The sequence below is a fragment of the Sorangium sp. So ce726 genome, assembly GCF_051521405.1.
Classification (GTDB): Bacteria; Myxococcota_A; Polyangia; order Polyangiales; family Polyangiaceae; genus Sorangium.
Map to the genome: position 1 here is coordinate 2,294,451 of NZ_CP150349.1, position 22,485 is coordinate 2,316,935.

General features: G+C 69.0%; 17 protein-coding genes. 13 read left to right on the top strand and 4 right to left on the bottom strand.

The genetic code is table 11. From position 1 onward, the window contains the following. Positions 1-375 precede the first annotated feature (375 nt). The 5 genes from WME79_RS08710 to tnpC all read left to right on the top strand — a co-directional run bounded on the left by WME79_RS08710 (position 376) and on the right by tnpC (position 6,727). Positions 376-1,347, top strand: coding sequence for a hypothetical protein (locus WME79_RS08710; RefSeq protein ID WP_437534156.1), 972 nt, complete (start codon positions 376-378; stop codon positions 1,345-1,347). 156 nt (positions 1,348-1,503) lie between these two features. Continuing rightward, positions 1,504-3,504, top strand: a complete 2,001-nt coding sequence (locus WME79_RS08715) for a DUF262 domain-containing protein (RefSeq protein WP_437534157.1) — start codon at positions 1,504-1,506, stop codon at positions 3,502-3,504. Positions 3,505-4,119: 615 nt separating this feature from the next. Beyond that, entirely contained in the window at positions 4,120-4,431 is a 312-nt protein-coding gene (tnpA, locus tag WME79_RS08720; RefSeq protein ID WP_437528966.1) for an IS66 family insertion sequence element accessory protein TnpA, read from the top strand. 23 nt (positions 4,432-4,454) lie between these two features. Next, positions 4,455-4,784, top strand: coding sequence for an IS66 family insertion sequence element accessory protein TnpB (tnpB, locus tag WME79_RS08725; protein ID WP_437528963.1), 330 nt, complete (start codon positions 4,455-4,457; stop codon positions 4,782-4,784). 50 nt (positions 4,785-4,834) lie between these two features. Further along, positions 4,835-6,727, top strand: coding sequence for an IS66 family transposase (tnpC, locus tag WME79_RS08730; RefSeq protein WP_437528960.1), 1,893 nt, complete (start codon positions 4,835-4,837; stop codon positions 6,725-6,727). A 286-nt stretch (positions 6,728-7,013) separates the two neighbouring features. Here the strand turns inward: tnpC and WME79_RS08735 are convergent, their stop codons facing one another. The 3 genes from WME79_RS08735 to WME79_RS08745 all read right to left on the bottom strand — a co-directional run bounded on the left by WME79_RS08735 (position 7,014) and on the right by WME79_RS08745 (position 11,676). Next, on the bottom strand, positions 7,014-7,454 hold the full coding sequence (locus tag WME79_RS08735) for a hypothetical protein (RefSeq protein ID WP_437534158.1): 441 nt from the start codon (positions 7,452-7,454) through the stop codon (positions 7,014-7,016). 1,111 nt (positions 7,455-8,565) lie between these two features. Further along, on the bottom strand, positions 8,566-8,817 hold the full coding sequence (locus WME79_RS08740) for a hypothetical protein (protein ID WP_437534159.1): 252 nt from the start codon (positions 8,815-8,817) through the stop codon (positions 8,566-8,568). Positions 8,818-8,862: 45 nt separating this feature from the next. Then, the gene (locus WME79_RS08745) at positions 8,863-11,676 is read right to left on the bottom strand and encodes a CHAT domain-containing protein (protein WP_437534160.1); all 2,814 of its coding nucleotides are present in this window, start codon (positions 11,674-11,676) and stop codon (positions 8,863-8,865) included. Positions 11,677-11,764: 88 nt separating this feature from the next. Here WME79_RS08745 and WME79_RS08750 point away from each other — a divergent pair, with 88 nt between their 5' ends. Then, positions 11,765-12,601: a DMT family transporter gene (locus WME79_RS08750; protein ID WP_437534161.1), complete on the top strand. Its 837-nt coding sequence runs from the start codon at positions 11,765-11,767 to the stop codon at positions 12,599-12,601. A gap of 136 nt (positions 12,602-12,737) precedes the next feature. Here the strand turns inward: WME79_RS08750 and WME79_RS08755 are convergent, their stop codons facing one another. Next, entirely contained in the window at positions 12,738-13,847 is a 1,110-nt protein-coding gene (locus WME79_RS08755) for a VWA domain-containing protein (RefSeq protein WP_437534162.1), read from the bottom strand. 368 nt (positions 13,848-14,215) lie between these two features. Here WME79_RS08755 and WME79_RS08760 point away from each other — a divergent pair, with 368 nt between their 5' ends. The 7 genes from WME79_RS08760 to cheB all read left to right on the top strand — a co-directional run bounded on the left by WME79_RS08760 (position 14,216) and on the right by cheB (position 22,315). Continuing rightward, positions 14,216-14,758, top strand: coding sequence for a response regulator (locus WME79_RS08760; protein ID WP_437534163.1), 543 nt, complete (start codon positions 14,216-14,218; stop codon positions 14,756-14,758). Then, on the top strand, positions 14,758-17,022 hold the full coding sequence (locus WME79_RS08765) for a chemotaxis protein CheA (protein ID WP_437534164.1): 2,265 nt from the start codon (positions 14,758-14,760) through the stop codon (positions 17,020-17,022). The genes WME79_RS08760 and WME79_RS08765 overlap by 1 nt, the downstream gene beginning before the upstream one ends. Further along, complete coding sequence (locus WME79_RS08770; protein WP_012234230.1) at positions 17,015-17,551, top strand: chemotaxis protein CheW; 537 nt, start codon at positions 17,015-17,017, stop codon at positions 17,549-17,551. The genes WME79_RS08765 and WME79_RS08770 overlap by 8 nt, the downstream gene beginning before the upstream one ends. A 56-nt stretch (positions 17,552-17,607) precedes the next feature. Then, a complete protein-coding gene (locus WME79_RS08775; RefSeq protein WP_437534165.1) occupies positions 17,608-18,099 on the top strand; it encodes a chemotaxis protein CheW in 492 nt (163 codons plus the stop codon). Next, on the top strand, positions 18,096-20,216 hold the full coding sequence (locus WME79_RS08780; protein ID WP_437534166.1) for a HEAT repeat domain-containing protein: 2,121 nt from the start codon (positions 18,096-18,098) through the stop codon (positions 20,214-20,216). The genes WME79_RS08775 and WME79_RS08780 overlap by 4 nt, the downstream gene beginning before the upstream one ends. Then, complete coding sequence (locus WME79_RS08785; protein WP_437534167.1) at positions 20,213-21,139, top strand: CheR family methyltransferase; 927 nt, start codon at positions 20,213-20,215, stop codon at positions 21,137-21,139. The genes WME79_RS08780 and WME79_RS08785 overlap by 4 nt, the downstream gene beginning before the upstream one ends. Positions 21,140-21,232: 93 nt before the next feature. Further along, positions 21,233-22,315 carry a chemotaxis-specific protein-glutamate methyltransferase CheB gene (gene cheB, locus WME79_RS08790; protein WP_272101288.1) on the top strand — a complete coding sequence of 361 codons (1,083 nt, stop codon included), beginning with the start codon at positions 21,233-21,235 and terminating at the stop codon, positions 22,313-22,315. The last annotated feature ends 170 nt before the right edge of the window (positions 22,316-22,485 follow it).

Consider the following 22,485-nt stretch of genomic DNA (forward strand, 5'->3'; position numbering starts at 1 on the left):
CCTTTGGAGCGCAAGCACTGCGGCGATTTCGAGCGTCGTCGTCCGGTGTGGAGCCCGCACGATAACGCGTTGGTCTCCTTGACAAGGCGGGGCAACTGTCAGGTACGCTACCTTTCCACGATGCATGGAGGCGACAGGACGGGGTGGGGGCGGAGCTCAAGGCGCTCCACGCTGAGGTGGCGGTCCGCGTCCGGCATCGTGCACGGCCCTTTGCGCTGCCGATTCGTGCAGGTGGTAGAGGACCCGTCGGCCAGTCGCTGGATCGGTGCAAGGGCGAGAGGAGGGGAAGAGGTATCGCCAGGCGAGGCTGGTGGCTGCTCCTGGCATTTTCCCTCGCTGGTTGCGACGTTAGGTAGAGTGTGACTGGAACGCGCCATGGCAGAAGCTCCTGAGCACGCGTTCTTGAAGACCGAGACAGTCGCTGTCCTGAAACGGTTTGCGCACCTGCGCCTCTATGGCTGCACCGAATCGGACCGTAGGCGGTTCGATCTTGCATGCATGCTCGAACGTGACTGGAAGCGTCCTCTCGTCGGCCAGGTCCTGTGGAAGCACTCCGATGGCTTAGAGAAGGACATTCGAACCATGGTCACTGACGGTGAGGCTGACATCTGGCTGTATGTTGCGAGTGATCAAGTACGGCATCGACTTGCACTGGAGGAGGTTATTCATGACTACCGTCGGAGTGGACGAGCTCAGGACCTTTTCAAGTTGAAGGTGCTCTGGATCCCATCTGACTTTGACGCAGACAGTGAGCTTGAGCGAGGGGCGGTCGCGCGGGTACTGGAGTCGCAGATCGTGGAGGATATCCTCCTAAATGTTGTTCTCGGAAATCTCAGCGCCGACGACGTCGCGTTCTTTCTCAAGGCCAGCGGCATCCCGGGTCTGAACTTGGCTGTCCTGTGCGAAGCGGTCAAAGGCGAACCGACGAATTTTTCCATGGTGGCTCGCAATCTTGGCGTCAGTGCTGCACCGATTCGAGAGAAGTTCATGCTGCTGGCGGGGGCAGGTCTAGTTACGGCGCCCTTAGGATCGGCAGCCTACCAAATAACACCGCGAGGCACGGTCTTCCTCGACCTGCTCGCACGCGTATGGCAGCAGGCGACGAGCGATGCGGTGTCTGCCGAGATGAAGTTTCTTCTCGAGAAGCTGGGCGGTGATGTAGTGCCTCTGGGCGTTGTGAACGACGATCGGGAAGCGTTCCCCGCGAATCCGTACGTTGGACTGTTGAAGACGATCGCGAGCGCGGAACGTCGATGGGGGCTGGACCTAGCGAAGTTGAGGCCGCCCGTGGAGTCTGCACCTGCCCAACAAGGAGTTGCAGATGATGGCGCTTCGCGCCACAGCTGAACTCCCGCTACGTTCGGCAGACCGGAGTAGGCCGATCGAACATGATGTGATGCGTCGCGTTGAAATTCAGCCGCAACTGCGTGTTCAACGTGGACCGCACCATAAGGCTTTCCGCTACGCTGAAGACCGCGTACCGAGATCCCAGAAGGGGATGATATGCACACGGAACTCTTCTCACTCTCGAAGCTGTTCACTGAAAACCTGTTCCGAATTCCTGACTATCAGCGCGGATACGCGTGGACGGACAGGCAACTCAAAGATTTTTGGACGGATCTTATACTGCTGGCACCTGGTCGCGATCACTACACGGGGGTGCTCACGCTTGAGGATGTAGAGTCCGATACCTACCGTCGTTGGACAGATGACCTCTGGATCATCCAGTCCAAGCGTTTTCGACCGTATTACGTAGTGGATGGCCAGCAGCGGCTTACAACTTCACTCATTCTTCTTCAGGCCATCACGGAACGCATCGGACCCTCTGGTGAGCTCAATTATTCAAGTACCGAAGATATTAGACGCAAATTCATCTTCGAATCCAAGGACAAGGGTGTCTCACGGTCGTATGTATTCGGATACGAGCGAGATAATCCGAGTTACGAGTTTCTTAAGACGCGCATCTTCTTGGAGGCCTCTGACAATCACTCGCTTGACGAGGAGACGATCTATACCAGCAACCTCCTCGCGGCGAAAGGTTTCATGGTTGACCAGATTAAGAGCATGTCCGTCGGCGAGATCGAGGACGTGTTTACGAAGCTGACACAGCGCTTTCTTTATAACATCTATACAATCTCCAAGGAGATTGATGTATTTGTGGCATTCGAGACGATGAACAATAGGGGGAAGCCGCTTTCCCATCTTGAGCTCCTTAAGAACCGATTGATCTATCTGTCGACTCGGCTTCATACGGATGAGGCCGAGCGTGACAAGATTCGTTCTGTGATCAACGAGGCATGGAAGACGGCGTATCACTATCTGGGGCGCAATAAGCATAATCCCCTGAGCGACGACGACTTTCTTCGTCTGCATTTTACCCTGTACGTCGGCCCGCAACTGACTCGCGACTCGGAGAACGAAGACGAGGGCGAGGACGAGGACGAGGACGAGGATGAGGACGTCTACCAAATCAGGCGCTACACCCGCGACGACTCATACAAGGACTATCTTCTTGATGAGCTATTCACGTCCGCGAACATTGATTCTCTAGTAGAAAGCTCCGTCGTGTCCCGTCTCTCTGTGAGATATCTATATGACTATGCGCATGATCTAAAGAGAGCGGTGCAGCTGTACTATGAGGCATACAATCCGCAGGACGGTCTGTTTACCGACTCGGAGCGAATCTGGCTCACGAGGATGAACCGCCTTGGCTGGGGCGAATTGCTGCCGCTGACGGTCGTCGCGGCTGAGGTTTGTTGCGACTCGCTGCATCGTCCTGAATTCTCGAATTTTCTCGAAGTTCTCGAGCGCTTTCGCTTCGTGGATGCTCTCGATGTCTACACTCCTGATGTGACCGACTTGGACACGCTCGCTCTGGCGCTGCGGTTGAAGACGCGTGTCCTCTCGCTGGCGGATGTAACGCAAAGAATGACCTCCCACCTGGAGTCCGTCCTGGGGAACGCTAATCTTCAGATGCACTTTGCCGAGCAGGCACGACGCTGGGGCTACTATCATTGGAATCAATTGCGATATTTCTTGTTCGAGTACGAGCAGCACCTGAAGGCGAGGGCACGAGCGACGCGCGACAAACTGAACTGGGATGAATTCCGTCGCGAGGATTACCGGCAGGACTTTCGCACGGTTGAGCATATCTACCCGCAGCACGCGACAAATTCGTATTGGAAGTCGCGATTTGCGCGTCTTTCGGCGAGGCAGCGAGGCATTCTGCGGAATTCGCTGGGAAATCTTCTGCCGCTCTCCGCGGCGAAGAACTCTGCTCTGGGGAATCGACCTTTCCCCGAGAAGAAAGCTGGGACGTCTGGGACCAAGGGGTATGCGTACGGGTGCTACTCCGAAATTGATGTGTCCCAGGGTGAGGACTGGACGCCGCAATGCATCCTTAGGCGAGGGATTGCTATGCTCGAGTTTATGGAGGCGCGATGGAACCTGAGCATCGGTGATCGAGACGCAAAAGTGCAAGCGCTCGACCTGCAATTCTTGTGAGTCTGCGTAGATCGAAGTGGGGCGCAAGAGCGGTAACGGTGGCGAAGGCGCGGGCCGCCGAACAAAGGCCTGCACCCGACGGTGCGCGGAGCCTCGCTCCGCTCGGCACCGCGCCCCGCGGGTGAGGCCCAAGTCGTACGGTGAACCGATCGTAGAAGGCCGAGAAGGCCGATGGCGCCAGCTCCTGGCCGGTCAGCTGGAGGTAGTTGGCAAAAATCGTCGTCTGCGTGCCGGGCAGGTCCGACATCGCTAAGACGGAAGCCTCCACCAAGGCGCTTACATCGACCTTCCGCTCACGCGTGACCGCTCCCATTTGCCGCGCCACCGCCCACAGGTCGTCGGCGTCGAACAGTTCGTGGTACTTCGCGAGGAACGGGACCGGCACCGCGCGCGGCGCCGACGTGGGCTTGTCGATGGGCTTCGCCATGGCGTCACGAACGCAGCCCGCGATCGTCATGTCGATCGTCCCCGGATGGCCACGGTCAACCGGTCGATTTTATTGGCGGAATCGCCCGTTCCGCTAACCGGACGCCCATGAGACCACACGATTCAACGTAAGCGCTGCGTGAAGCGCCGTCTCACCCAGGACGCGCGCTCCAGTTCATGATGGTGTGCATGACAAGTACGAGAACGACAGAAGCGATGTGGGCCGAGCGCGTTCAGGCGTGGCGCGACAGCGGTGAAACAGCGGAGGCGTTTGCGCGGAGCCGCGGCTTTGCGGCCTCGACGCTGCACGGCTGGTCGAGTCGACTGTCGCGGGCCGAGCCCCCGCGCTTTCTGCGTCTGGTGCCGAAGGCGCCCGCCGTGACGAGCAGCGCTCCGGAGCTTGTCGTCGAGGTCGGCGGCGTGCGCGTGCGAGTCGCCGCGGGATTCGACCCCACGCTGCTGGCGGAGGTGGTCCGCGCCCTTGGCGGGGCGGCGCGATGATCCCGGCGGGCGTGCAGGTGTTCGTGGCGCTGGAGCCGGTGGACATGCGTTACGGCTTCGAGCGGCTTTCGGGTCTCATTCGTGAGCGCGTGGGGTACGAGGCGCGCTGCGGGGCGCTGTTCGCGTTCATCGGCAAGCGGCGGACCACCATCAAGATTCTCTTCTTCGACGGCAGCGGACTCTGCCTGTTTTCAAAGCGCCTCGATCGCGGCATGTTCGCGCTTCCCGACCCGCCAGCCGAGGGGGCGACCCACGTCGAGGTGGACGACGCCACGCTCGAGACGCTGCTCGACGGCATCGAGATCGCGCCCACGTCCAAACCGCGAAAGCGCGCACCGCGCCGCGTTCACTGAGCCGCACGAATCCGCTCGACAACGACGCCCGACTTTCGTAGAGCGGCGTCGTGCACGACGCCGCCGACACGTCGAGGCCGACGCCCGAGCAGCAGCGCATCGCGCAGCTCGAAGCAGAGCTCGCCGCGGCAAAGAGCGAGCTCGTGGGAGCGCGCGATGCACTCGCGCAGCTTCGGCGCGCCTACACCCGTGCGCTCGAGCAGCTCCAGCTTCTGCGACATCGACTGTTCGTGGCAAAGGCGGAGCGCGCCGAGGTGAGCGCGGAGCAGCTCGCGTTCGACTCGATGTTCCTCGAGGTTCAGCGTCTCGAGAAAGCGCTCGACGCTGCCGAGCGCAACAGCGGCGAAGAGCGGCAGCACGACGACCCCAAGGGGCCGAAACGAAGGTCCGGCGGCAAGGGCCGTCGCGACCTGTCCGAGTCGGACCTGCCCGTCGTCCGCATTGAGCTCTCCTGCCCCGAGCTCGATGCGACGGCGACGCGCATCGGCGTCGAGGAGACCTCGCGACTCGGCTACGAGCGCGGCGGAATGCGCCGCATCGTGCTCGCACGTGTCGTGTACAAGGTCGAGAGGTCCGTCACGGACGTGGGCAGCTCTGGGGAAGTGGAAACCGCCCCATTGCAGGTCGTCGCGAAGGAAGTCCAGACGCCGACGCCCGATGCGAGCGTCAGCGCGGAGAACAGGGCGGCGGCCGGCAAGCTGAGCGCTTCCTCCACAACTCTGGACACGCCGCAGCCGGCGCCGATGGGCGAGACGTGCACCGCCTTCATCACGACGCCGCTTCCCAAGGAGCTGTTCCGACGGTCGTTTCTCGCACCGTCGATCATCGCGCACATCCTCACCAGCAAGTACCTGCTCGGTGTCCCGTTCTATCGACTGGAACAGCAGCTGGAGCTTCAGGGGGCGCCGCTCGATCGCGGCACGATGTGCCGTTACGCCGAAGACGCGGGCGCGACCTTGGGCGCCATCGTCCAAGCGGCGCGGAACGAGGCATTCGAGACCGCCTTCTGCCTCTCCACCGACGCCACTGGGGTCTCTATACAGCCTGGATCCATCCAGGAGCGCAAGGACAAGAAGCCCGGACCGTGCCGCAAAGGTCACTTCTTCGTCGTCCTCGCGGACAAGGATCACGTCTTCTTCGAATACCAGCCCAAGCATACCAGCGCTGCGGTCTGCGAGATGTTCCGCGGCTTCTCGCGGTATATTCAGGCAGACGCCCACGCCATCTATGACGCCCTCTTTCGCGGCACACCCCCGAGGGGCGCTGCTGCCAACGAGCAGCGCGGTCCGCCTCCGACCGAAGTCGGATGCTGGTCGCACTGCCGTACCAACTTCTGGGAGGCGGCGGTCTGCAAGCACGAGCTCGGTGTCGAGGGGCTGCGCCGTATCAACGCCCTCTTTGCCGCCGATCGCAAGCTCGCGGATCTTGCGCCCGCGCAGCGCAAGGTGCGCCGTGACACCGTCGTCCGCCCGCTGGTCGACGCGTTCTTTGCCTGGGCGAGGGCCGAGCACGCACGTCCCCGCGAGCGCGGCCTCGTCTCCACCGCGCTCGGCTACGCCCTCAACCAGGAGCAGCCCTTGCGGCGTTTCCTCGACGACGGCCGCCTGCGCTTGGAGAACAACGCCAGCGAGCGAGCTCTGCGATCCATTGCCGTCGCGAGAAAGTCCTGGCTCTTCTTCGGCAGCGACGACCACGCCTCTGCCGCGGCCAACCTCTTCTCGCTGGTGGCGAGCTGTAAGCTTCACGGCCTCGACCCCGAGGCCTACCTGGCCGACGTCATCCGTGTGATGCCCTACTGGTCGCGCGAGCGCTACCTCGAACTCGCCCCCAGGTACTGGGCGCGCACCCGCGCCCGGCTCGTCGTCGACGAGCTGAAGGTTCCCCTCGGGCCGATCACCGTGCCTCCTCCGCTTCCCGCGGAGGAGCAGCGCGCGACGAGCTGACCGAGCCGGTTCCATCGCCCCCATCCTGCACCGGCCGACCGGCGTTGGGGTCGACGGCGCCTCATGCAGCGCTTACGATTCAACACCAACCCGCCCAGCACGCGGCTCCAGCGGACAGCTGCGCTCGCTATGCCGCCGCTGAACCGCATCGTCAGGCGGGCGACGCGTGAGAGCGTCCCGTGGGTCGACCAGCTGGGCGTCGACCTGGTATGCCCTATGTCTCAGGGAGGTTGTCGCGTCCTCAGCCTGGCAGTCACCGCTCGCTCACACCGGCGCATCGGCGCGCTCACCACGAGAAGCGCAACGTGACCTCATCAGCGTCTGGCTCCTCGAACGACCAGCCAGTCTGGGACGCATCGACCTGCTTGCCGGTCACCTGCTCCAGCGCACGGCCGGCGAAACCGAGGCTCAGCGGTCCGAGGTGCTCGAACCCTGCGACATCGGTCACGAGCATCGTCACCTCGTTCCGCTCGATCTGCGAGCAATCCACCCGCAGCATCCCGCCGACCATATCCTGCGTCCAGAAGTCGGGGAACTTCCGGAGGAAGAGCCGAGTGTTCATCACCCTGAGAAGCAGCTTCATCAAGGTGTTCGCTTCCTTCTCGAAGACCGTCCGGCCGCACCTCACGACGTCCAGATAGCTCTGCGATGGCTCGTTGTGGACCTGGACGATGCCGCGCAGCACCTCGACGTAGTAGGCGCGAGGGTACCACGCCGTGCTGGACATGGTGGCCAGCGCCCTCCTGAGCTCCTGAGAGAGCCCGTGACGAACCCGGCGGACCCCAGCCTCGTCACACAGCACGTCCGAGTAGGCTGCTGCATTGAGTATCAGAGAGCCCCGGGTCATCGGTTCTTGCATATATGCACTCTCGAGGAAGATCTCGCTGACACAGCAGAAGAAGAGAACAACGGGTCGCCTCCGTCAAGGCCGCTTGAGCGCGCAGGTAAAAGCAGCAGGATCGCAGCGCGAGGAAGTGTGGCGCGGCAAACCGAAATGGCGGGCCCGCGAGCGTCGTGGCGCCTCGTTCATGGGTCGAAAGAGCGGGCCCCGGGCGGCGGAGGGCGAGACAAGGGGCGCATCGGTGAGCCGCGGGCACACGGCGCCCTCCGGGCGTTGGTCTGGCTCGGGATGTTGTCGCCGAGGTGCCGAGGAGAATGCGTCATCTCGAGCGCCCCCTGTCACTCATCCCGTCTTGTGCGCATGCGAGACCGATCCCGACAAGGATCAGCCGGCTTCGATCCTCCAAGCGCGTGGTGCGATAGGAAGACGAGCCCGAACCGTCATCCCACGCGCCGCACCCAGCGCTGGTCTGCCTCTGACATCACCGTCGCGCATTCGCTCCAGCCACCCACCGAGCAGGAGTCGTGCGATTGTACGATAGGACACGAGTTGGGGTGCGCAGCAGGGCACCGTGGCAGCAGAGGAGCCATGAGATTGTACGATAGGACACAAATTTGGGTGCGCAGGAGGGCGTCGTGGCAGCAGAGGAGTCGTCAGATTGTACGATAGAACACCAAGGCGGGTGCGCAGGAGGGCCGCGGGGGCCGCGCAGGAAGGCGCCGGAGCCGCACAGGATGTCGCAGTGGCTGCGTAGGAGGGCCGCGGGGGCCCCGCAGGCGGGCGCCGGGGCCGCTCAGGGCACGAGCTCGACCGCAGCGCGCCCCGCTACGGTTCCGGGCGCAGGCGGCACGCGCGCCGATCAGCGCGACAGAGTCCTCGGGAGGATCGAGGCGGAGCGCCGGCGGCTCGTCGGGGAGGTGCGCGCGCGAGCCCGCGCGTCATCCGCCTCCTGCGAGGCCTCCTGCCGGAGATGGCGGCGTGGCTCGACGAGGGATGATCACTTCACAGGCTTGGGGGCCACCGCGCCCGGGTTGTAGTGCACGATGATGCCGCGGTCCTTGTTGCACTTCTGGACCTTCTCGTCCCACACGCAGCCTTCGGGGCAGGGCTGCACGCTGGGATCTCCCGTGGGGCAGATCTCGGCCTCGCCTTCCTTGGCAGCGGGCTGCTCGGGCGCCTGCGCGCCTCCGCAGGCGGAGAGCATCCAGGTCAGGACGGGGAGCACCAGAACGATCGCCGATCGACGCATGCAGACCTCCACGAGCCCGCGATGGGTGGGCTCCGGCGTCGACGTCTACCAATTCCCAGGCCTGCGGGGCCAGCGCTTCCGTGCGACCAGGACGAGCGCCGCGGCGAGCGCGGTGAGCGCGGGCGGAGCGCTCGAGCCCTCCTCGCCGGCCGCGCAGGCGCACCCGCGCGGGCCCGGCGCCGCACGCGGGAAGCTCGGCGCGACCTGCCTGCCGTCGAGCGCGGCGCCCTCGCCGGAAGTGATGAAGCCGGCCCACGCGTGCGGGTGCGGGCGCTCACGCCGGATCTGGAGCTGCGCCGACCGCAGCGCCTCGCTGCGACCTCCGCCGCGCGCGAGCGCCGCGTAGTACGACGTCATGAGATCCCGGGTCGCCATGTCGCCGACCTTCCACAGGCTCATCACCTGCGTCTCCGTCCCGGCGAGGAGCAGCGCGCGGCGGAGCCCGTAGACCCCGTCGCCGCGTGGCACCTCGCCGAGGCCTGTCTCGCAGGCCGAGAGCACCACGAGCTGGGTTCCGTGGAGGTCCAGCGAGGAGATCTCGAGCGCGGTCAGGATGCCGTCGTCCTCGTCCGAGCTGCTCCGCCGCGCGTTGGCTCCGGCCAGCGCCAGGCCCGAGCGCAGGAGCGGGTTCTCGCTCCAGGCGTGGCCCTCGATCTCGGCGCCGCGGGTGTTCGCCGGATCGGCCGCGGAGCCCTGGTCCGGGAGGAAGAAGCCGTGCGTCGCGATGTGCAGCACACGCGGCCGCTGCGCCCGCTTGAGGGCCTCCTCGGTGGCCGACGGGCCGGTCAGGACCGTCGCGCTGGCCAGCGCGCTCCGCACCGCCTCCGCCTCGCGCTCCGTGCCCGGCAGGGGCGGGAAGCGCGCCCCGGCCAGCTCGGCGGAGCGCAAGCCGCGCGTGGCGTCGTTGTCCGGCGCGAGCTCCGAGAGGCTGCCGAACGCGGGATCGGCGATGACCAGCACGCGTCCACGTGGCGCGACCGCGCCCGCGGTGCGCAGCAGATCTCGCCCGCTGGTCAGGTAGGTGAACGAGGCGCGCTCGATGAGATAGCCGCCCTCCTCGTCGACGAGCGCGGCGAACGGCACGAGGTTCAGCGCGCCGTCCGGGCTGAGGAGGAGCCAGCGCGCGGGGCCGAGGGCGCCCCGGATCGGCTGCATCACGAGCGCATCGAGGTGACGCGCGCGCTCCCGAGGGTCTCGCTCCGGGTTCGAGAGGTCCCGCGAGAGCTCCGCGGCGGCCGCGTCGATGGCGGCGGCGTCGCCGAGATCCACCCCCGTGACGTCCCCGCGCCGCCCGACGACATAGGCCGCGTAGCGAGGCTTGCCCCACGTGGGCCTCACCGGCGGCCCGAACGGATCGTAGGGCCGGTACTGGGCGATCTCGACGAGCGCCGCCCCGTCGGGGATCGCCGCCTGCACGCCCTCGACGGTGATCGGCGGCTCCTTCGCGTCCGCCGGGCGCGCGGCGCGCGTCCGCGCGGCGAGCTGGAACTCGAGCCTCTGGCGCTCGGCCTCGAGCTGCTGCACCTCGCGCTGGTGCTCCTCGGCGGGGATGTCGATCGGGCCGCGCGTGATCGCGGTGGACAGCTTCGCGTCGAGCTGCGTGAGGGCGTCGAGGAGCGCCCGGCCCTCGGCGTCGAGGTTGCGCCGCAGCGACGCGAAGCTCTCGGCGATGGCGTCGAGCGCGAGCCCCTTGCGCCGGAGGATCGACCGCAGGGCGAGCCGCGCCGCGGCCTGGTCGCGCGGGGCACCCTGGAGGTGCAGCGAGAGGGTCGCGTCGGTGTCGCGCTGGACGAGGCCCATGTACAGGCGCTTTTGCCGCTCGGAGCCCCTCGCCAGGTTGACCCGGGCGCTCCGGTCCTGGAGGCCGGCGGCCCGCTCGCGCGTCCGCACGGCGTCGGCGGTCCGGCCCAGCGCGACGTACAGGTTCGCGAGGTGCCCCAGCACGCGGACGATGGCCGGGTGAGCCGGCGCGAAGACCCGCTCGCGGATCACCAGCGCCTGGAGGAGCAGCGCCTCCGCCGCAGGATCGCCTTTGCGCGTGAAGAGCACGCCGAGCTCCTCCAGCAGATCGGCGCGCACCGCGCTCTGCGCCGGGAGCGCGGGCTCGAGCTGCGGGCGCAGCGCGAGGAGGCGCCGCTCGGCCTCCTCGACCTGCCCGCGCCGCAAGCAGAGCTGCGCGGCGCGCAGATCCGGGATCGCGTAGGCCCACCCCGAGCCGCCGGTGGCCTCTCTGAGGATCGCGCGCATCCTGTCGAGCGCCTCCGCGAAGGAGCGCAGCGCGCGTTGCTCCAGGTACAGCCGCGCGAGCGAGTCGACGGCATAGAACTCGCTCCAGCCCTGGAGGAGCGGCTGGGCTCGCTTCAGGAGCTCCTCGGCGCTCTGGAGGTCGCCGAGGTCCAGGTAGACGTTGGCGAGCCGGGCATAGAGCATCCCTTCGTCGTTGAAGGAGGGCTGCTCGCGCGTCAGCCCCCGCACCAGCAGCGCCTCGGCGCGCGCGTAGTCGCCGTAGCCGAGGTAGAAATGGGCGAGCTCGTTATCGAGCTCGGAGGTGCCCTCCAGCAGCGCAAAGTACCTGTCGGCGAGGGCGGCGCCCTCGGCCAGATCGTCTCTCTCCACGGCCGCTCTCCAGCGCTCGTGGGCCACGGAGAGGGCCTCGCTCGCCTGCTCGGCGGGGCTCGGCTGCGCCGAGAGCGGCGCGGGCCGGGCTGCCGAGACGAGCGCCGCCACGGCGAGCGAGAGGAGCCGCGCGCGGCGGCGGGCGCCGCGCGATGACGGTGACTCGTGCGAGGGGCGTTCCTCCGAGCGGCAGGAGCGAGGATCGATGTCGCGGTCGGCGCGCTCGGGGCGGCGGGGTGGCATCGCGGAGCAGCGTAATCTGCCCCTGCGCGCCTCGTCGACCGTTCGGCTAGGCTCGCCGCCCTCGTCGCCCATGCTCCGCTCTCGACTGATGATCCTCGCCGCAGCGGTCCTCTGGTCCACCGGAGGGGCGGCCATCAAGCTGATCTCCCTCGATGGGTGGCAGGTCGCCTCGGCCCGCGCGCTCATCGCGGCGCTCGCGCTGGGCCTGGCCATGCCGAGCGCGCGCCGCCTCCCCTCGTGGCGCACGCTCGGCGTCGCGGCGATCTACGCCGCCGTCATGGTGCTGTTCGTGCAGGCCACCAAGCTGACGACGGCGGCGAACGCGATCTTCCTGCAGTCCACCTCGCCCGTGTACGTCCTCTTGCTCAGCCCCTGGCTGCTGGGCGAGCGGCCCTCGCGCGGCGAGATGGTCGCGGCCCCGATCTTCATCCTGGGCCTCGCGCTCTTCTTTCTGGATCAGCTCTCGGCGGGGCAGCTCCTCGGCAACGCCCTGGCGCTCCTCTCCGGGCTCGCGTTCGCGCTGTGCATCATGAGGTTCCGCGCCGCTCCGGACGACAACCCCGCGGTGCTCGTCTGGGGCAACGTCCTCGCGTGGCTCGGCGCGCTGCCGATGGCCCTGGGCGGCGCGGCCCGCCCGGGGCTCGTCGACCTCGGGCTCCTCGTGTTCCTGGGCGCGGTGCAGATCGGCGTGGCGACCGCCCTGTTCAGCCGCGGCATGCGCGACACGCCGGCCGTCGAGGCCTCGCTGCTGGTGCTCCTGGAGCCGGTGCTCAACCCCGTCTGGGCGCTCCTCCTCGTCGGGGAGCGCCCTGGGATCTGGTCGACCGTGGGCGGCGCCGTCCTCCTCGGCGCCACCGCCTGGCGCATCCTGCTGGCAGCGCGCGCCACGCCGCCAGAAGCGCCGGCGCCGAGCCGAGGAGGGTGAACGTCGACACGTGAACGTCGACGCGTGAACGTCGACGGGAGGGAGGAGGCTCGAGCCTGGCTGGAGCAGGCCCGCCGCAGGGCGCGGCGAGCCGCTGGAACGGCGTCGCGGCCGCCTCGAGCGGCCGCGGCGCACCTCACTTCGCCTCGACCTTCACGTTGGCGTTCGCCTTGAAGCTCGCCTTCCCGCCCGCTCCGCCGCCGCTGTCGCCGTCCGCAGGCACGGTCGCCTTCAGCTCGAACGACGGCGGGGTGTTGGGATCGCACTCCGGCGGCGGCCCGAACCCGTCGGCGTTGAACTTCCACGCGAGCGACCCCGAGGCCGACGGATCCTTCCGGATCGCCTTGATCTCCACCTCGTGCTCCCCCGCGCGCGCCGGCGTGCAGTACGAGAGCAGGTAGAAGCGCTTCATGTGCGCCTCGATCTTCGCCGCGATCTTGTCGAACGACTCCTTGACCTTCGCCTGGTCCGCCGCGAGCTCGGTCCCGTCGCGCCCGATCTCGTCGAGGCGCGCCTTCTCGATCTCGGCGCCGACGCCGACGACGAAGATCTGGTAGTTCTCGTACTCTTCCTTCTTGAGCTCGTTCAGCATGTCCTCCCGGCTCACGCGGTTCGCGCGATCGGTGCCGTCCGAGAAGACGACGAGCGTGCCGAACTTGAGGGGGCGCCGGTCCTTGTCGAGCTGCTTCTTGAGCTCCCGGATGCCCTCCACCACGCCGCCGTGGAGGTTCGTCGACGTGTCCTTCGGCTTGTAGCTCCGGAGCCCCTCGAGCCCGCCCTCGACCGAGCCCTGCGCCTCGGTGAACGGCACCACCGAATGGATTTTTACCTCGCCGTCGAACGCGTAGACGCCGACCTTCTGGCTCTTGCCCACCCGATCGCTGAACGACTGCGCGGCGTCGACGAGGGCGTCGGCCTGACCCGACTCCGTGATGCTGCCGCTCATGTCGACGAGCAGCATCGTGTACATGACCGCCGCGACCTCGGGGTTCTGGATGGTCTGCTTGCTCTCGAACTTCGAGACGATCTCGCCGTCCTCGTAGATCTCGAAGTCCTCGGCCGTGAGGCCGCCCACTGGCTCGTCCTCGCCGGCATCGACGCTGAAGAACACCCAGACGTTGTTCGGCTTCTTCTGGGCGGAGTTGATCCGAGTCACCCGCAGCCCGCCGCCGCACGCCACGCTCGACAGGGCGAACAGGGCGGCGAGCAGGATCCGGAACGCTGGAGAACAAAGGAGGATTTTCACGCGCGCGATTAGCGCGCATCGGACGCCGCGATGTCAATTCGCTGCCGCAGGCAGCCCCTCCCCGCAGCCGCCTCGCCGGGCGGGCACGGCCGCACGGCCGCGCCGGCGGGAAGGGCGGGACCCCACACCCCGAGGCGCTGGCCGCGCCGCGCGCGGTGGTCCCGCCCGGCCGCGCCGCCCGCGCTGCCTCGCCAGACGCGCCGCCCGCGCGGTCGCCTCGCCGATCGTGCAGGGAAGCGCTCGCGCTGGTTTACTCCGGGAGGGAGACCGCCGTACATAGGCCCGCGCGCGCCGAAGACCGCGCGCGTCGTCTCCGGGCGCTCAGCGAGTTGGTCTCCCCGGGCCGATTTCCGTTACCCTGTCGCCGCATGGCACGCATCCTGATCGTCGAGGACTCGCCGGCAATGCGAGCGTACATCCGCTCGACGCTGGAGGACCGCGTGCTGGGGCTCGCGGGCGACGTCGACATCGTGGAGGCCGTGAACGGCTTCGACGCGCTCCGGCTCCTGCCGCGCGGCGCGTTCGACCTCGTGATCACCGACATCAACATGCCCGACATCAACGGGCTCGAGGTGATCCGCTTCGTCCGGCAGAGCGACCGCTACCGGCACGTCGCGATCCTCATCATCTCCACGCAGGCGACCGAACGAGACATCCAGCGCGGGCTCCGCCTCGGCGCCGACCGCTTCCTCCCGAAGCCGTTCACGCCAGAGGCCCTGCGCGACGCCGTGGTCGCGAGCCTCGACGCGCGGGCCGAGGCGCCGCAGGCCGGCGCTTCGTCCGCTGACGGCGCCGCCGGCGTCGACGATCATCGCGCAGCCGCTCCCTCTCCGCGCGCAGAGGCCCCGCGCGCGGAGGAGCCCGCGGCCCGCACCAAGCAGCCCGGCTCCGGCGAGGGAGGCGGCGGCTGATGGTCGACAGCGGCGATCGGGCGCGCGAAGAGTTCTTCTCGGAAGCGCAGGAGATCGTCGAGGGGCTCGGGCGCGACCTCCTCGCGCTCGACGAGGCGGTGCGGACCAACAAGGTCGACCCCGACGTCATCAACGACGTCTTCCGCGCCGTGCACACCTTGAAGGGGCTCGCCGGGCTCTTCGGCGCGACCCGGATGGCCACCCTCTCGCACGAGCTCGAGGAGCTGCTCGACAACCTCCGCCTCGGGCGCATCGAGGTCAGCGCGTCGGTCCTCGACCTCCTGTTCCGCAGCGTCGAGCTCTACGGGCGCATCCTTCAGAACGAGAAGGACGGCCGCGACGCGCCGATGCCCGAGGTCGACGACCTCCTGCGCCAGCTGCACCAGGACGCAGGCCCGAGCGCGGCCGGCCTCCCCGACGACAACTACGACCTCGATCCAGGGCTGCTCTCCGTGCTCACCGAGTACGAAGAGCACCGGCTGCGCACGAACATCGCGAGCGGGATGACCCTGTTCCGGCTCCGCGTGCAGTTCCACCTCGCCACGATCGATCAGGCCCTCGACGACCTGAAGATCACCGCGAAGCCGTACGGCGAGATCATCACCTACCTGCCGACCGGCGCGGGCGCGGACCAGGACTCGATCGAGCTCGACATCCTGATGGCCTCGCGCGCGCCGCTCGAGGAGCTCCAGCGCGCGCTGCACCAGGCCGGCGCCGCCGTCGAGGAGATCCCGCGGCGCAACAACAACGGCCACGGCCGGGTCGCCCCGCCGGGCATGCCGTCGATGTCCGCGGCGCTCCGGGGCGGCGCGCCGACCGGCGTGTCGCGGGCCGTCGACCTGACCGGCTCGATGTCGGCGGCGAGCCCGCCGTCGAGCGCGCGCGGCAACCGCAAGGGGGAGCTCAGCTCCATCCGCTCCGTCGCGCAGACGGTGCGGGTCGACATCCACAAGCTCGACCGGCTGATGAACATCGTCGGCGAGCTCGCCCTCGTCCGCTCCGCGCTCGGCCGCCTCGTCGAGCGGCTCCGCGCGGCGCCCACCGAGCGCGAGCTCTCGATGGACCTCCACAGGCTCCAGCGCACGTTCGACCGGCACCTCGCCCAGATGCAGGCGGGCATCCTCGAGGTCCGGATGGTCCCGCTCGGGCAGGTCTTCGACAAGCTCGCGCGCGTCGTCCGCCAGATCAGCCGCGACGCCGACAAGCTCGTGAACCTCGTCATCACGGGCGCCGAGACCGAGGTCGACAAGCTCATCGTCGAGGAGCTCAGCGACCCGCTCATGCACATGATGCGCAACGCCATCGACCACGGCATCGAGTCGAAGAGCATGCGCGAGGCGGTGGGCAAGCCGGCGGTCGGCACGATCGCGCTGAACGCCTTCCAGAAGGGCAACCACGTCGTCATCGAGATCGAGGACGACGGCAAGGGCATCGACGTCGACAAGCTGCTCGACGCCGCGCTGCGCCGCGGCGTCATGACGCCGGAGGACGCGCGGACGACGAGCTACCGCGAGGTGCTGAACCTCATCTTCCAGCCGGGCATCTCGACCAAGACCGACGTCAGCGAGCTCTCGGGGCGCGGCGTCGGGATGGACGTCGTGAAGACGAACATCAGCAAGCTCGGCGGCGTCATCGACGTGCACAGCGAGCCCGGCATCGGCACCAAGATGACGGTCACGCTGCCGATCACGCTCGCGATCATCAGCGCGCTCATCGTCCGGGTCGCGGACCGGCTGTTCGCCATCCCGCTGACCAACGTGCAGGAGGCGGTCGCGCTCGACGAGACCACGGTGCGGCAGATCGACGGCCGCGAGATGATCACGCTGCGCAACAGCACGCTCCAGCTCTGCTACCTGGCGCGGCTCTTCGGCCTGAACGAGGAGGAGGAGCTCAGCGCGCGCATCGCCGGCCTGCTCGGCGGCGCGCGCGGCGGCTCGGCGGCGCGGGCCGCGGTGTCCGGCGGGCGCCGGGGCGACGGCGGCCGCGCGACGCTCGGGCTCCAGGGGGGCAGCAAGCGCAAGTACATCGTCGTGGCGTCGGTCGGCGCGCGCAGGCTGGGCCTCGTCGTGAGCACGCTCATCGGGCAGCAGGACGTCGTGATCAAGGCGCTCGGCCCGTCGCTCTCCTCGGTGCGCGGCTTCTCCGGCGCCACCGAGCTCGGCGATCAGCGCATCGCGCTCGTCCTCGACGCGCCGGCGCTCATCGAGGAGATCCTCCACGGCGGGGACCGGCAGCGCAACGATCCGCGGAGCACCCATGGCTAACCTCACCCGAAGGCCCGCCCGGATACCGGTCTCGAAGCGGAACTCGCGCGCGCAGGCGAGCGGCCCGCGGACCGAGTACCTCGCGTTCACGCTCGCGGGCGACACCTACGCCGCGCCCGTCTCGCTCGTGCGCGAGATCCTGAAGCCGCCCCCGCTCACCCCGGTGCCGCGCGCGCCGGACTCGACGATGGGCATCGTCAGCGTGCGCGGGCAGCTCGTCACCGTCATCGATCTGCGGCGGCGGATGCGGCTCCACGAGAGCGCCGCGCAGCGGCGGGCGCGCATCCTGCTCGTCGACGCGGCGAACGGCGAGACGCTCGGCCTCTTCGTCGACGAGGTCCAGCAGGTCTACCGGCTCGCCGACGCCGAGATCGAGCACGCCGCGACGGCGCTCGGGGGGGACGTGGCGGGCTACATCGCCGGCATCGCCCGGCCCATGCACGGGGCGAGCGCGTCGGATGGCACCCAGGGCGAGGCGCAGCCGCGCGTCATCATCCTGCTCGACCTGCAGGCCATACTCGCGTCCTAACGGACGATTCGTCCGCGCCCGGGCGGCTCGTAGAGCCCGGGCGCTCGGAGGCTCAGATGCCGTTGACTGGAGAGCGCAGCCGTCCCGACCCGCAGAAAAGCCTCGTCGGCTTTGTGGTCGGCGACGTCCACTACGCGATCGACATCACGCGGGTCCGCGAAATCGTGAATCCGCTCGAAGTGACCACGCTGCCGCACACGCCCCCCGAGGTCGCCGGCGTGGCAAACCACCGCGGTGAGGTGGTACCGGTCATCGAGCTCCGCGTGCGCTTCGGTCTGCCCCCGGTCGATCCGACCCGCAGCACCAAGTGGATCCTTGTCGACGTGGGGACGCACACGGTAGGGCTCGTGGTCGACGCGGTGACGGAGGTCTTTGGGACGAGCGGCGATTACCGGCCGACGCCGCCGGTGGGCGGCAGCAGCGATCTGCGCGGCATCATGGGGGTGACGACCCACGACGAACGGATGATCTTCGTGCTCGACGTCGGGCGCTTCATCGAGCTCGCCCTCGCGCTCGCCGCGTCGGGCGCCCTCCTGGAGGCCCCGTGAGCCGCGCGTTTGACGATCTGGGTCCGTTCGAGGGCCCGCGCGCGGGCGACGCGGGCTCCTGGCCGGCCGAGCCTGAGTCCATCTCGCCCAGCGTGCGGAGCACGCCGATGCCGATCGCGGCCATCGCCGCGGCGCTCTCCGCGGACGACGCCGAGGAGCGCCGCCAGGCGGCCGCGCGGCTCGGCAGGGCCGACGTCGTCGAGGCGTTGCCGCTCCTGCTCCGCGCGCTCGGGGATCCCGACTGGCGCGTCCGCAAGGAGGCGACCTACGCCTGCCACCGGCTGATCCAGGCCGCGCCGGTCTCCGCGCCGGCGCAGCTGGCCGCCGAGGGGGAGCGGCCGGCCTCACCCGGCGCCGGCACGGAGGGCGATCGGCCGTCCGCCCCGCAGCTCCTCGTCGCGGCGCTCCTCGACGCGCTTCAGAAGAGCGAGGACGTCGGCCTCAGGAACGCGGCCATCGAGGTGCTCGGCTACTGCGGCCGCGACGCCACGCCGGCGCTCGTCGACGCGCTCGGCGCGCTCGCGGGGGACGAGCGCAAGCTCGTCGTCGACGCGCTCGGCCGCACGCGCGACCCGGCGGCGCTCGACCCGCTCTACGCGGCGCTCGCCGAGCAGGACGACAACCTGCGCCAGAGCGCGATCGAGGCGATCGCCGGGATGGGGCTCATCGCGCGCGAGCGGGTGACGGACATCCTGTACGAGCGGCTCGCCGACCGGGATCGCTTCGTGCGGCTGACCTCGCTGAACGGGCTGAACGGGCTCGAGGCGCCGGTGCCGTGGCGGGTGCTCTCGTCGCTCATCGACGACCCGATCCTCCGGCCGGCCGCGCTGGTCGCCGCGGCGCTCGCGGAGAGCCCGGAGGCGCCGCGGGCGCTCTGCGCGGCGCTCGCGACGGCGCGGGGCGGCGCGTTCGCGCAGCTCGTCCGGGCGCTCGCGCGGCTCGCCGAGGGGCCGCTCGCGTCGCACGCGGTGGACGCGCTCCGGGAGGCGCCGCCCGAGGTGGGCGCCCGCCTCGTCCAGGCCGCCGGCGCCGCGCCGGGCTCGGGCGGCGCGGAGCCCCCGTCGTGGCGCGGCCTCGGCGCGGATCCGGTGAGCGGGCGCGCCCAGGCGCTGCTGCTCGCGGCGATGGCGCGCGCCCCGGGCGCGGCCGACGCCGCGGTGCAGGCCATGATCGAGCCCGCGCTCGTCGAGACGGCGCAGCGCGCGCTGGGGCTGCTCGGCGCAGAGGCGCTGCCCTCGGTGCTGTCCTACCTCGAGCGCCACATCGATCCCGACCCGGATCTCTGGGAGGGCGTCGACGACGCGACCGCTGCGCTCCTCGATGGCGCCGTGGCGATCGCGGAGCAGGGCGGGCGCGAGAGCGCGCTGGAGGGCGAGCAGCCCGCCGCCCTCGCGACGCTCGCCGAGCTGCTCGGCGCGGTGCGGCGATCGGTCCGGAGCCCCTCGACGCTCGTGGCGACCAGCGCGCTCTACGGGCTCGCGAAGATCGGGGCCGCGATCGACTTCCCGCTCGTCGTGTCGCAGACGCGCGCGATCTCGCTGCCGGTGGCGCGCGCCGCGGAGAGCGCGCTCGCGGGGCTCACGGAGCGCTACCCCGAGACGGCGCGCGAGCTCGCGCGCGGGCTCGCGCTGGCGGAGGACACCCAGCTCGCGGCGGCGATCGTGATCGAGGCGCTCGGCGACGCGGAGCCGGAGGAGATCGCGTTCCTCACGAGCGTCGCGTCGGTGGGGGACGTGCGCGCGCGCCGGGCGGCCGTGACCGCGATCGCGGCGGCGGCGGGCGTCTCTGCGCTCGACGTGCTGAGCCTCTCCCTGGCCGACGAGGAGCGGGAGGTCCGGCTCGCCGCGGCGCGCTCGCTGGGCCGCCTGTACGCGTCGCTCTCGGATCGCGCGAGCGACGAGCGGGCGCGCGCGCGCGAGCTGCTCGGGCTGGTGCGCGCGTCGGGGGAGCCCGATCTCATCGCGGCCGCGGCGCAGGGGGGCGCGCCGTTCCGTTCGGATCCTCCCTGGAGCGACGCCGCGGAGCGGCTGAGCGCGCCTGTGGCCATCGACGGCGGTGAAGGCCCGGCGTCCCCCTCGGGGATGGCCGGCGGGCCGCCGTCGGGGAAGGTGCTGTGAACCGGCGGCGGGACGACGAGATCCGCCTCTTGCCTGACGAGTTCCAGAGGCTGCGTGACCTGTTCAACAAGCACTGCGGGCTCCAGTTCGGGCCCGAGGCGCGCACGTCGATGGAGCGCCGGCTGCGCGAGCGGGTGGTCGAGCTCGGGCTCTCGTCGTTCGCGCAGTACTACGAGTACCTGCGCTTCCACAGCCGCGGGCGCGTCGAGCTCGACGAGGCGCTCGAGCTCATCACCGTCAACGAGACGTATTTCTTTCGCGAGGACTACCAGCTGCGGGCGCTCATGAGCGAGCTCGTGCCCATGATCGTCAAGGCGGGGGGCGCCAAGGGCCGGCTGTCCATCTGGAGCGCGGGCTGCTCGACCGGCGAGGAGGTCTACTCGATCGCGATCGCCGCGCGGGAGTCGGGCGCCGCGGAGCGCCGCGAGGTCCGCATCTTCGGCAGCGACATCTCCCGCCGCTGTGTGATCGCGGCGCGCAGGGGCGTGTACGGCGCCTCGTCGTTCCGCGTGACGCCGCCTGACCTCAAGCGGCGCTACTTCGTGGAGCGCCCGGACGGGTTCCACGTGGCGGACGAGCTGCGGGCGCTCTGTCAGTTCGGCCACCTGAACCTGCTCGACTCGTCACGCGCCGCGGTGGTCGGGCGCGTGGACGTCATCTTTTGCCGCAACGTCCTCATCTATCTGGACGAGGAGTCGCGGCGCCGCGTGATCGACATCTTCTACGAGCGCCTCTCGTCCGGCGGGTTCCTCCTGCTGGGCCACTCCGAGTCGCTCCTGAACGTCACGACCGCGTTCGAGCTCGTGCACCTGCGGGAGGATCTCGTGTACCGCAAGCCGGCGGCCACGCTGCGTCTGGGGATCCCGGAGATCTCGCCCGATCGGGGCGGTCCGGAGCGGGGCGGCGGGGAGGAGGGCGGATGAGGCGCCGACGAAGTCGAGGCTGCGCAGGCGACGGTTGGTCCCATGGCGCTCCGGGTGGGGTAGAATGAACCTCCGGCGGAAGGTTTTGCGCTCATGACATTCGCTCCCCTGCGCGTGCTCGTCGTGGACGACTCCGCGTACAACCGGCGCAACATCGCCGAGATCTTGAGCGGAAGCGACGAGATCGAGGTCGTGGGCAAGGCCGGTGACGGCGACGACGCGCTCCGTCAGGCCGCGCAGCTCCGGCCGGACGCGATCACGCTGGATCTCGAGATGCCGCGCATGGACGGCTTCACCTTCCTCCGCATCCTGATGGCGAGGCAGCCGACGCCTGTCATCATCGTCTCGAGCTACAGCCACAAGGAGAACGTCTTCAAGGCGCTCGAGCTGGGCGCCGTCGACTTCGTGGCGAAGCCGGACCGGCAGTTCACGGCGGACGCGCAGATCCGGCGGGAGATCATCCAGAAGGTCCTGCTGGTGCGTTACCTCCGTCCCCGGTCTCCGATGCCGGCTGCGCCGGCCCCGGCGCGGGCGGCGCAGCCTGCATCGCCGCGCGCGGTGCAGGAGTCGTCGCGGCTCGGCGTCTCGCTGCGCCACCTCGTGGCGGTCGGCTCGTCGACGGGCGGGCCCACGGCGCTCCTCGAGATCTTCAACCGGATCCCGGATCGCTTCCCCGGCGCGATCTTCATCGCGCAGCACATGCCGGACAAGTTCACCCGCACGTTCGCGGAGCGGCTCGATCGGAAGGGCGGCCTCCGGGTGGTCGAGGCGCAGAACGGCGAGCAGGTGGTGGCCCGCAAGGCCTATGTGTGCCCGGGTCGGATGTGTATGGAGATCGCGGTGACGCCGGGCAGCGGGGTCGGGTTGAGCGGCGACATCCGGATCCGGGTGGGGGCACCGGCGCCTGGGGATCGGTACGTTCCGAGCGCGGACCGGCTGTTCCGGAGCGTGGCGCAGGTGGGCGGCAGCCGCGCGGTGGGCATCATCCTGACGGGGATGGGCGACGACGGGGTGAACGGCGCACGGGCGGTCCGCGCGGCCGGGGGCACGGTCGTGGCCGAGAGCGAGGACTCGGCGGTGGTCTACGGCATGCCCGGGGCTGCGGTGCGGGCCGGGGTCGTGAACGAGAGCCTGCCCTTCACTGCGATCGGCGACTTCATCGCGCTTCTCTCCTAGAGCAACAGACGGATTGAAACCTCCTGCGTAGGGCAGAATTTCGAACCGCCAAGCGCGCCAAGGACGCCAAGAAGGATCACAAAATCTTGGCGTCCTTGGCGCGCTTGGCGGTTCATTTCTCGGTTGATCCAGGGGATCGGCGCTCCACGGTGGGCTGGGTTCCGGTGGGC

Excerpts from the sequence above, each read along its gene's own strand:
- WME79_RS08765 (WP_437534164.1), top strand. The coding sequence starts at position 14,758 with ATGGTCGACAGCGGCGATCGGGCGCGCGAAGAGTTCTTCTCGGAAGCG.
- WME79_RS08775 (WP_437534165.1), top strand. The coding sequence starts at position 17,608 with ATGCCGTTGACTGGAGAGCGCAGCCGTCCCGACCCGCAGAAAAGCCTC.
- WME79_RS08760 (WP_437534163.1), top strand. The coding sequence starts at position 14,216 with ATGGCACGCATCCTGATCGTCGAGGACTCGCCGGCAATGCGAGCGTAC.
- WME79_RS08735 (WP_437534158.1), bottom strand. The coding sequence starts at position 7,454 with ATGTCCAGCACGGCGTGGTACCCTCGCGCCTACTACGTCGAGGTGCTG.
- WME79_RS08750 (WP_437534161.1), top strand. The coding sequence starts at position 11,765 with ATGATCCTCGCCGCAGCGGTCCTCTGGTCCACCGGAGGGGCGGCCATC.
- WME79_RS08715 (WP_437534157.1), top strand. The coding sequence starts at position 1,504 with ATGCACACGGAACTCTTCTCACTCTCGAAGCTGTTCACTGAAAACCTG.
- WME79_RS08710 (WP_437534156.1), top strand. The coding sequence starts at position 376 with ATGGCAGAAGCTCCTGAGCACGCGTTCTTGAAGACCGAGACAGTCGCT.
- tnpA (WP_437528966.1), top strand. The coding sequence starts at position 4,120 with ATGACAAGTACGAGAACGACAGAAGCGATGTGGGCCGAGCGCGTTCAG.
- WME79_RS08740 (WP_437534159.1), bottom strand. The coding sequence starts at position 8,817 with ATGCGTCGATCGGCGATCGTTCTGGTGCTCCCCGTCCTGACCTGGATG.
- WME79_RS08745 (WP_437534160.1), bottom strand. The coding sequence starts at position 11,676 with ATGCCACCCCGCCGCCCCGAGCGCGCCGACCGCGACATCGATCCTCGC.
- WME79_RS08770 (WP_012234230.1), top strand. The coding sequence starts at position 17,015 with ATGGCTAACCTCACCCGAAGGCCCGCCCGGATACCGGTCTCGAAGCGG.
- cheB (WP_272101288.1), top strand. The coding sequence starts at position 21,233 with ATGACATTCGCTCCCCTGCGCGTGCTCGTCGTGGACGACTCCGCGTAC.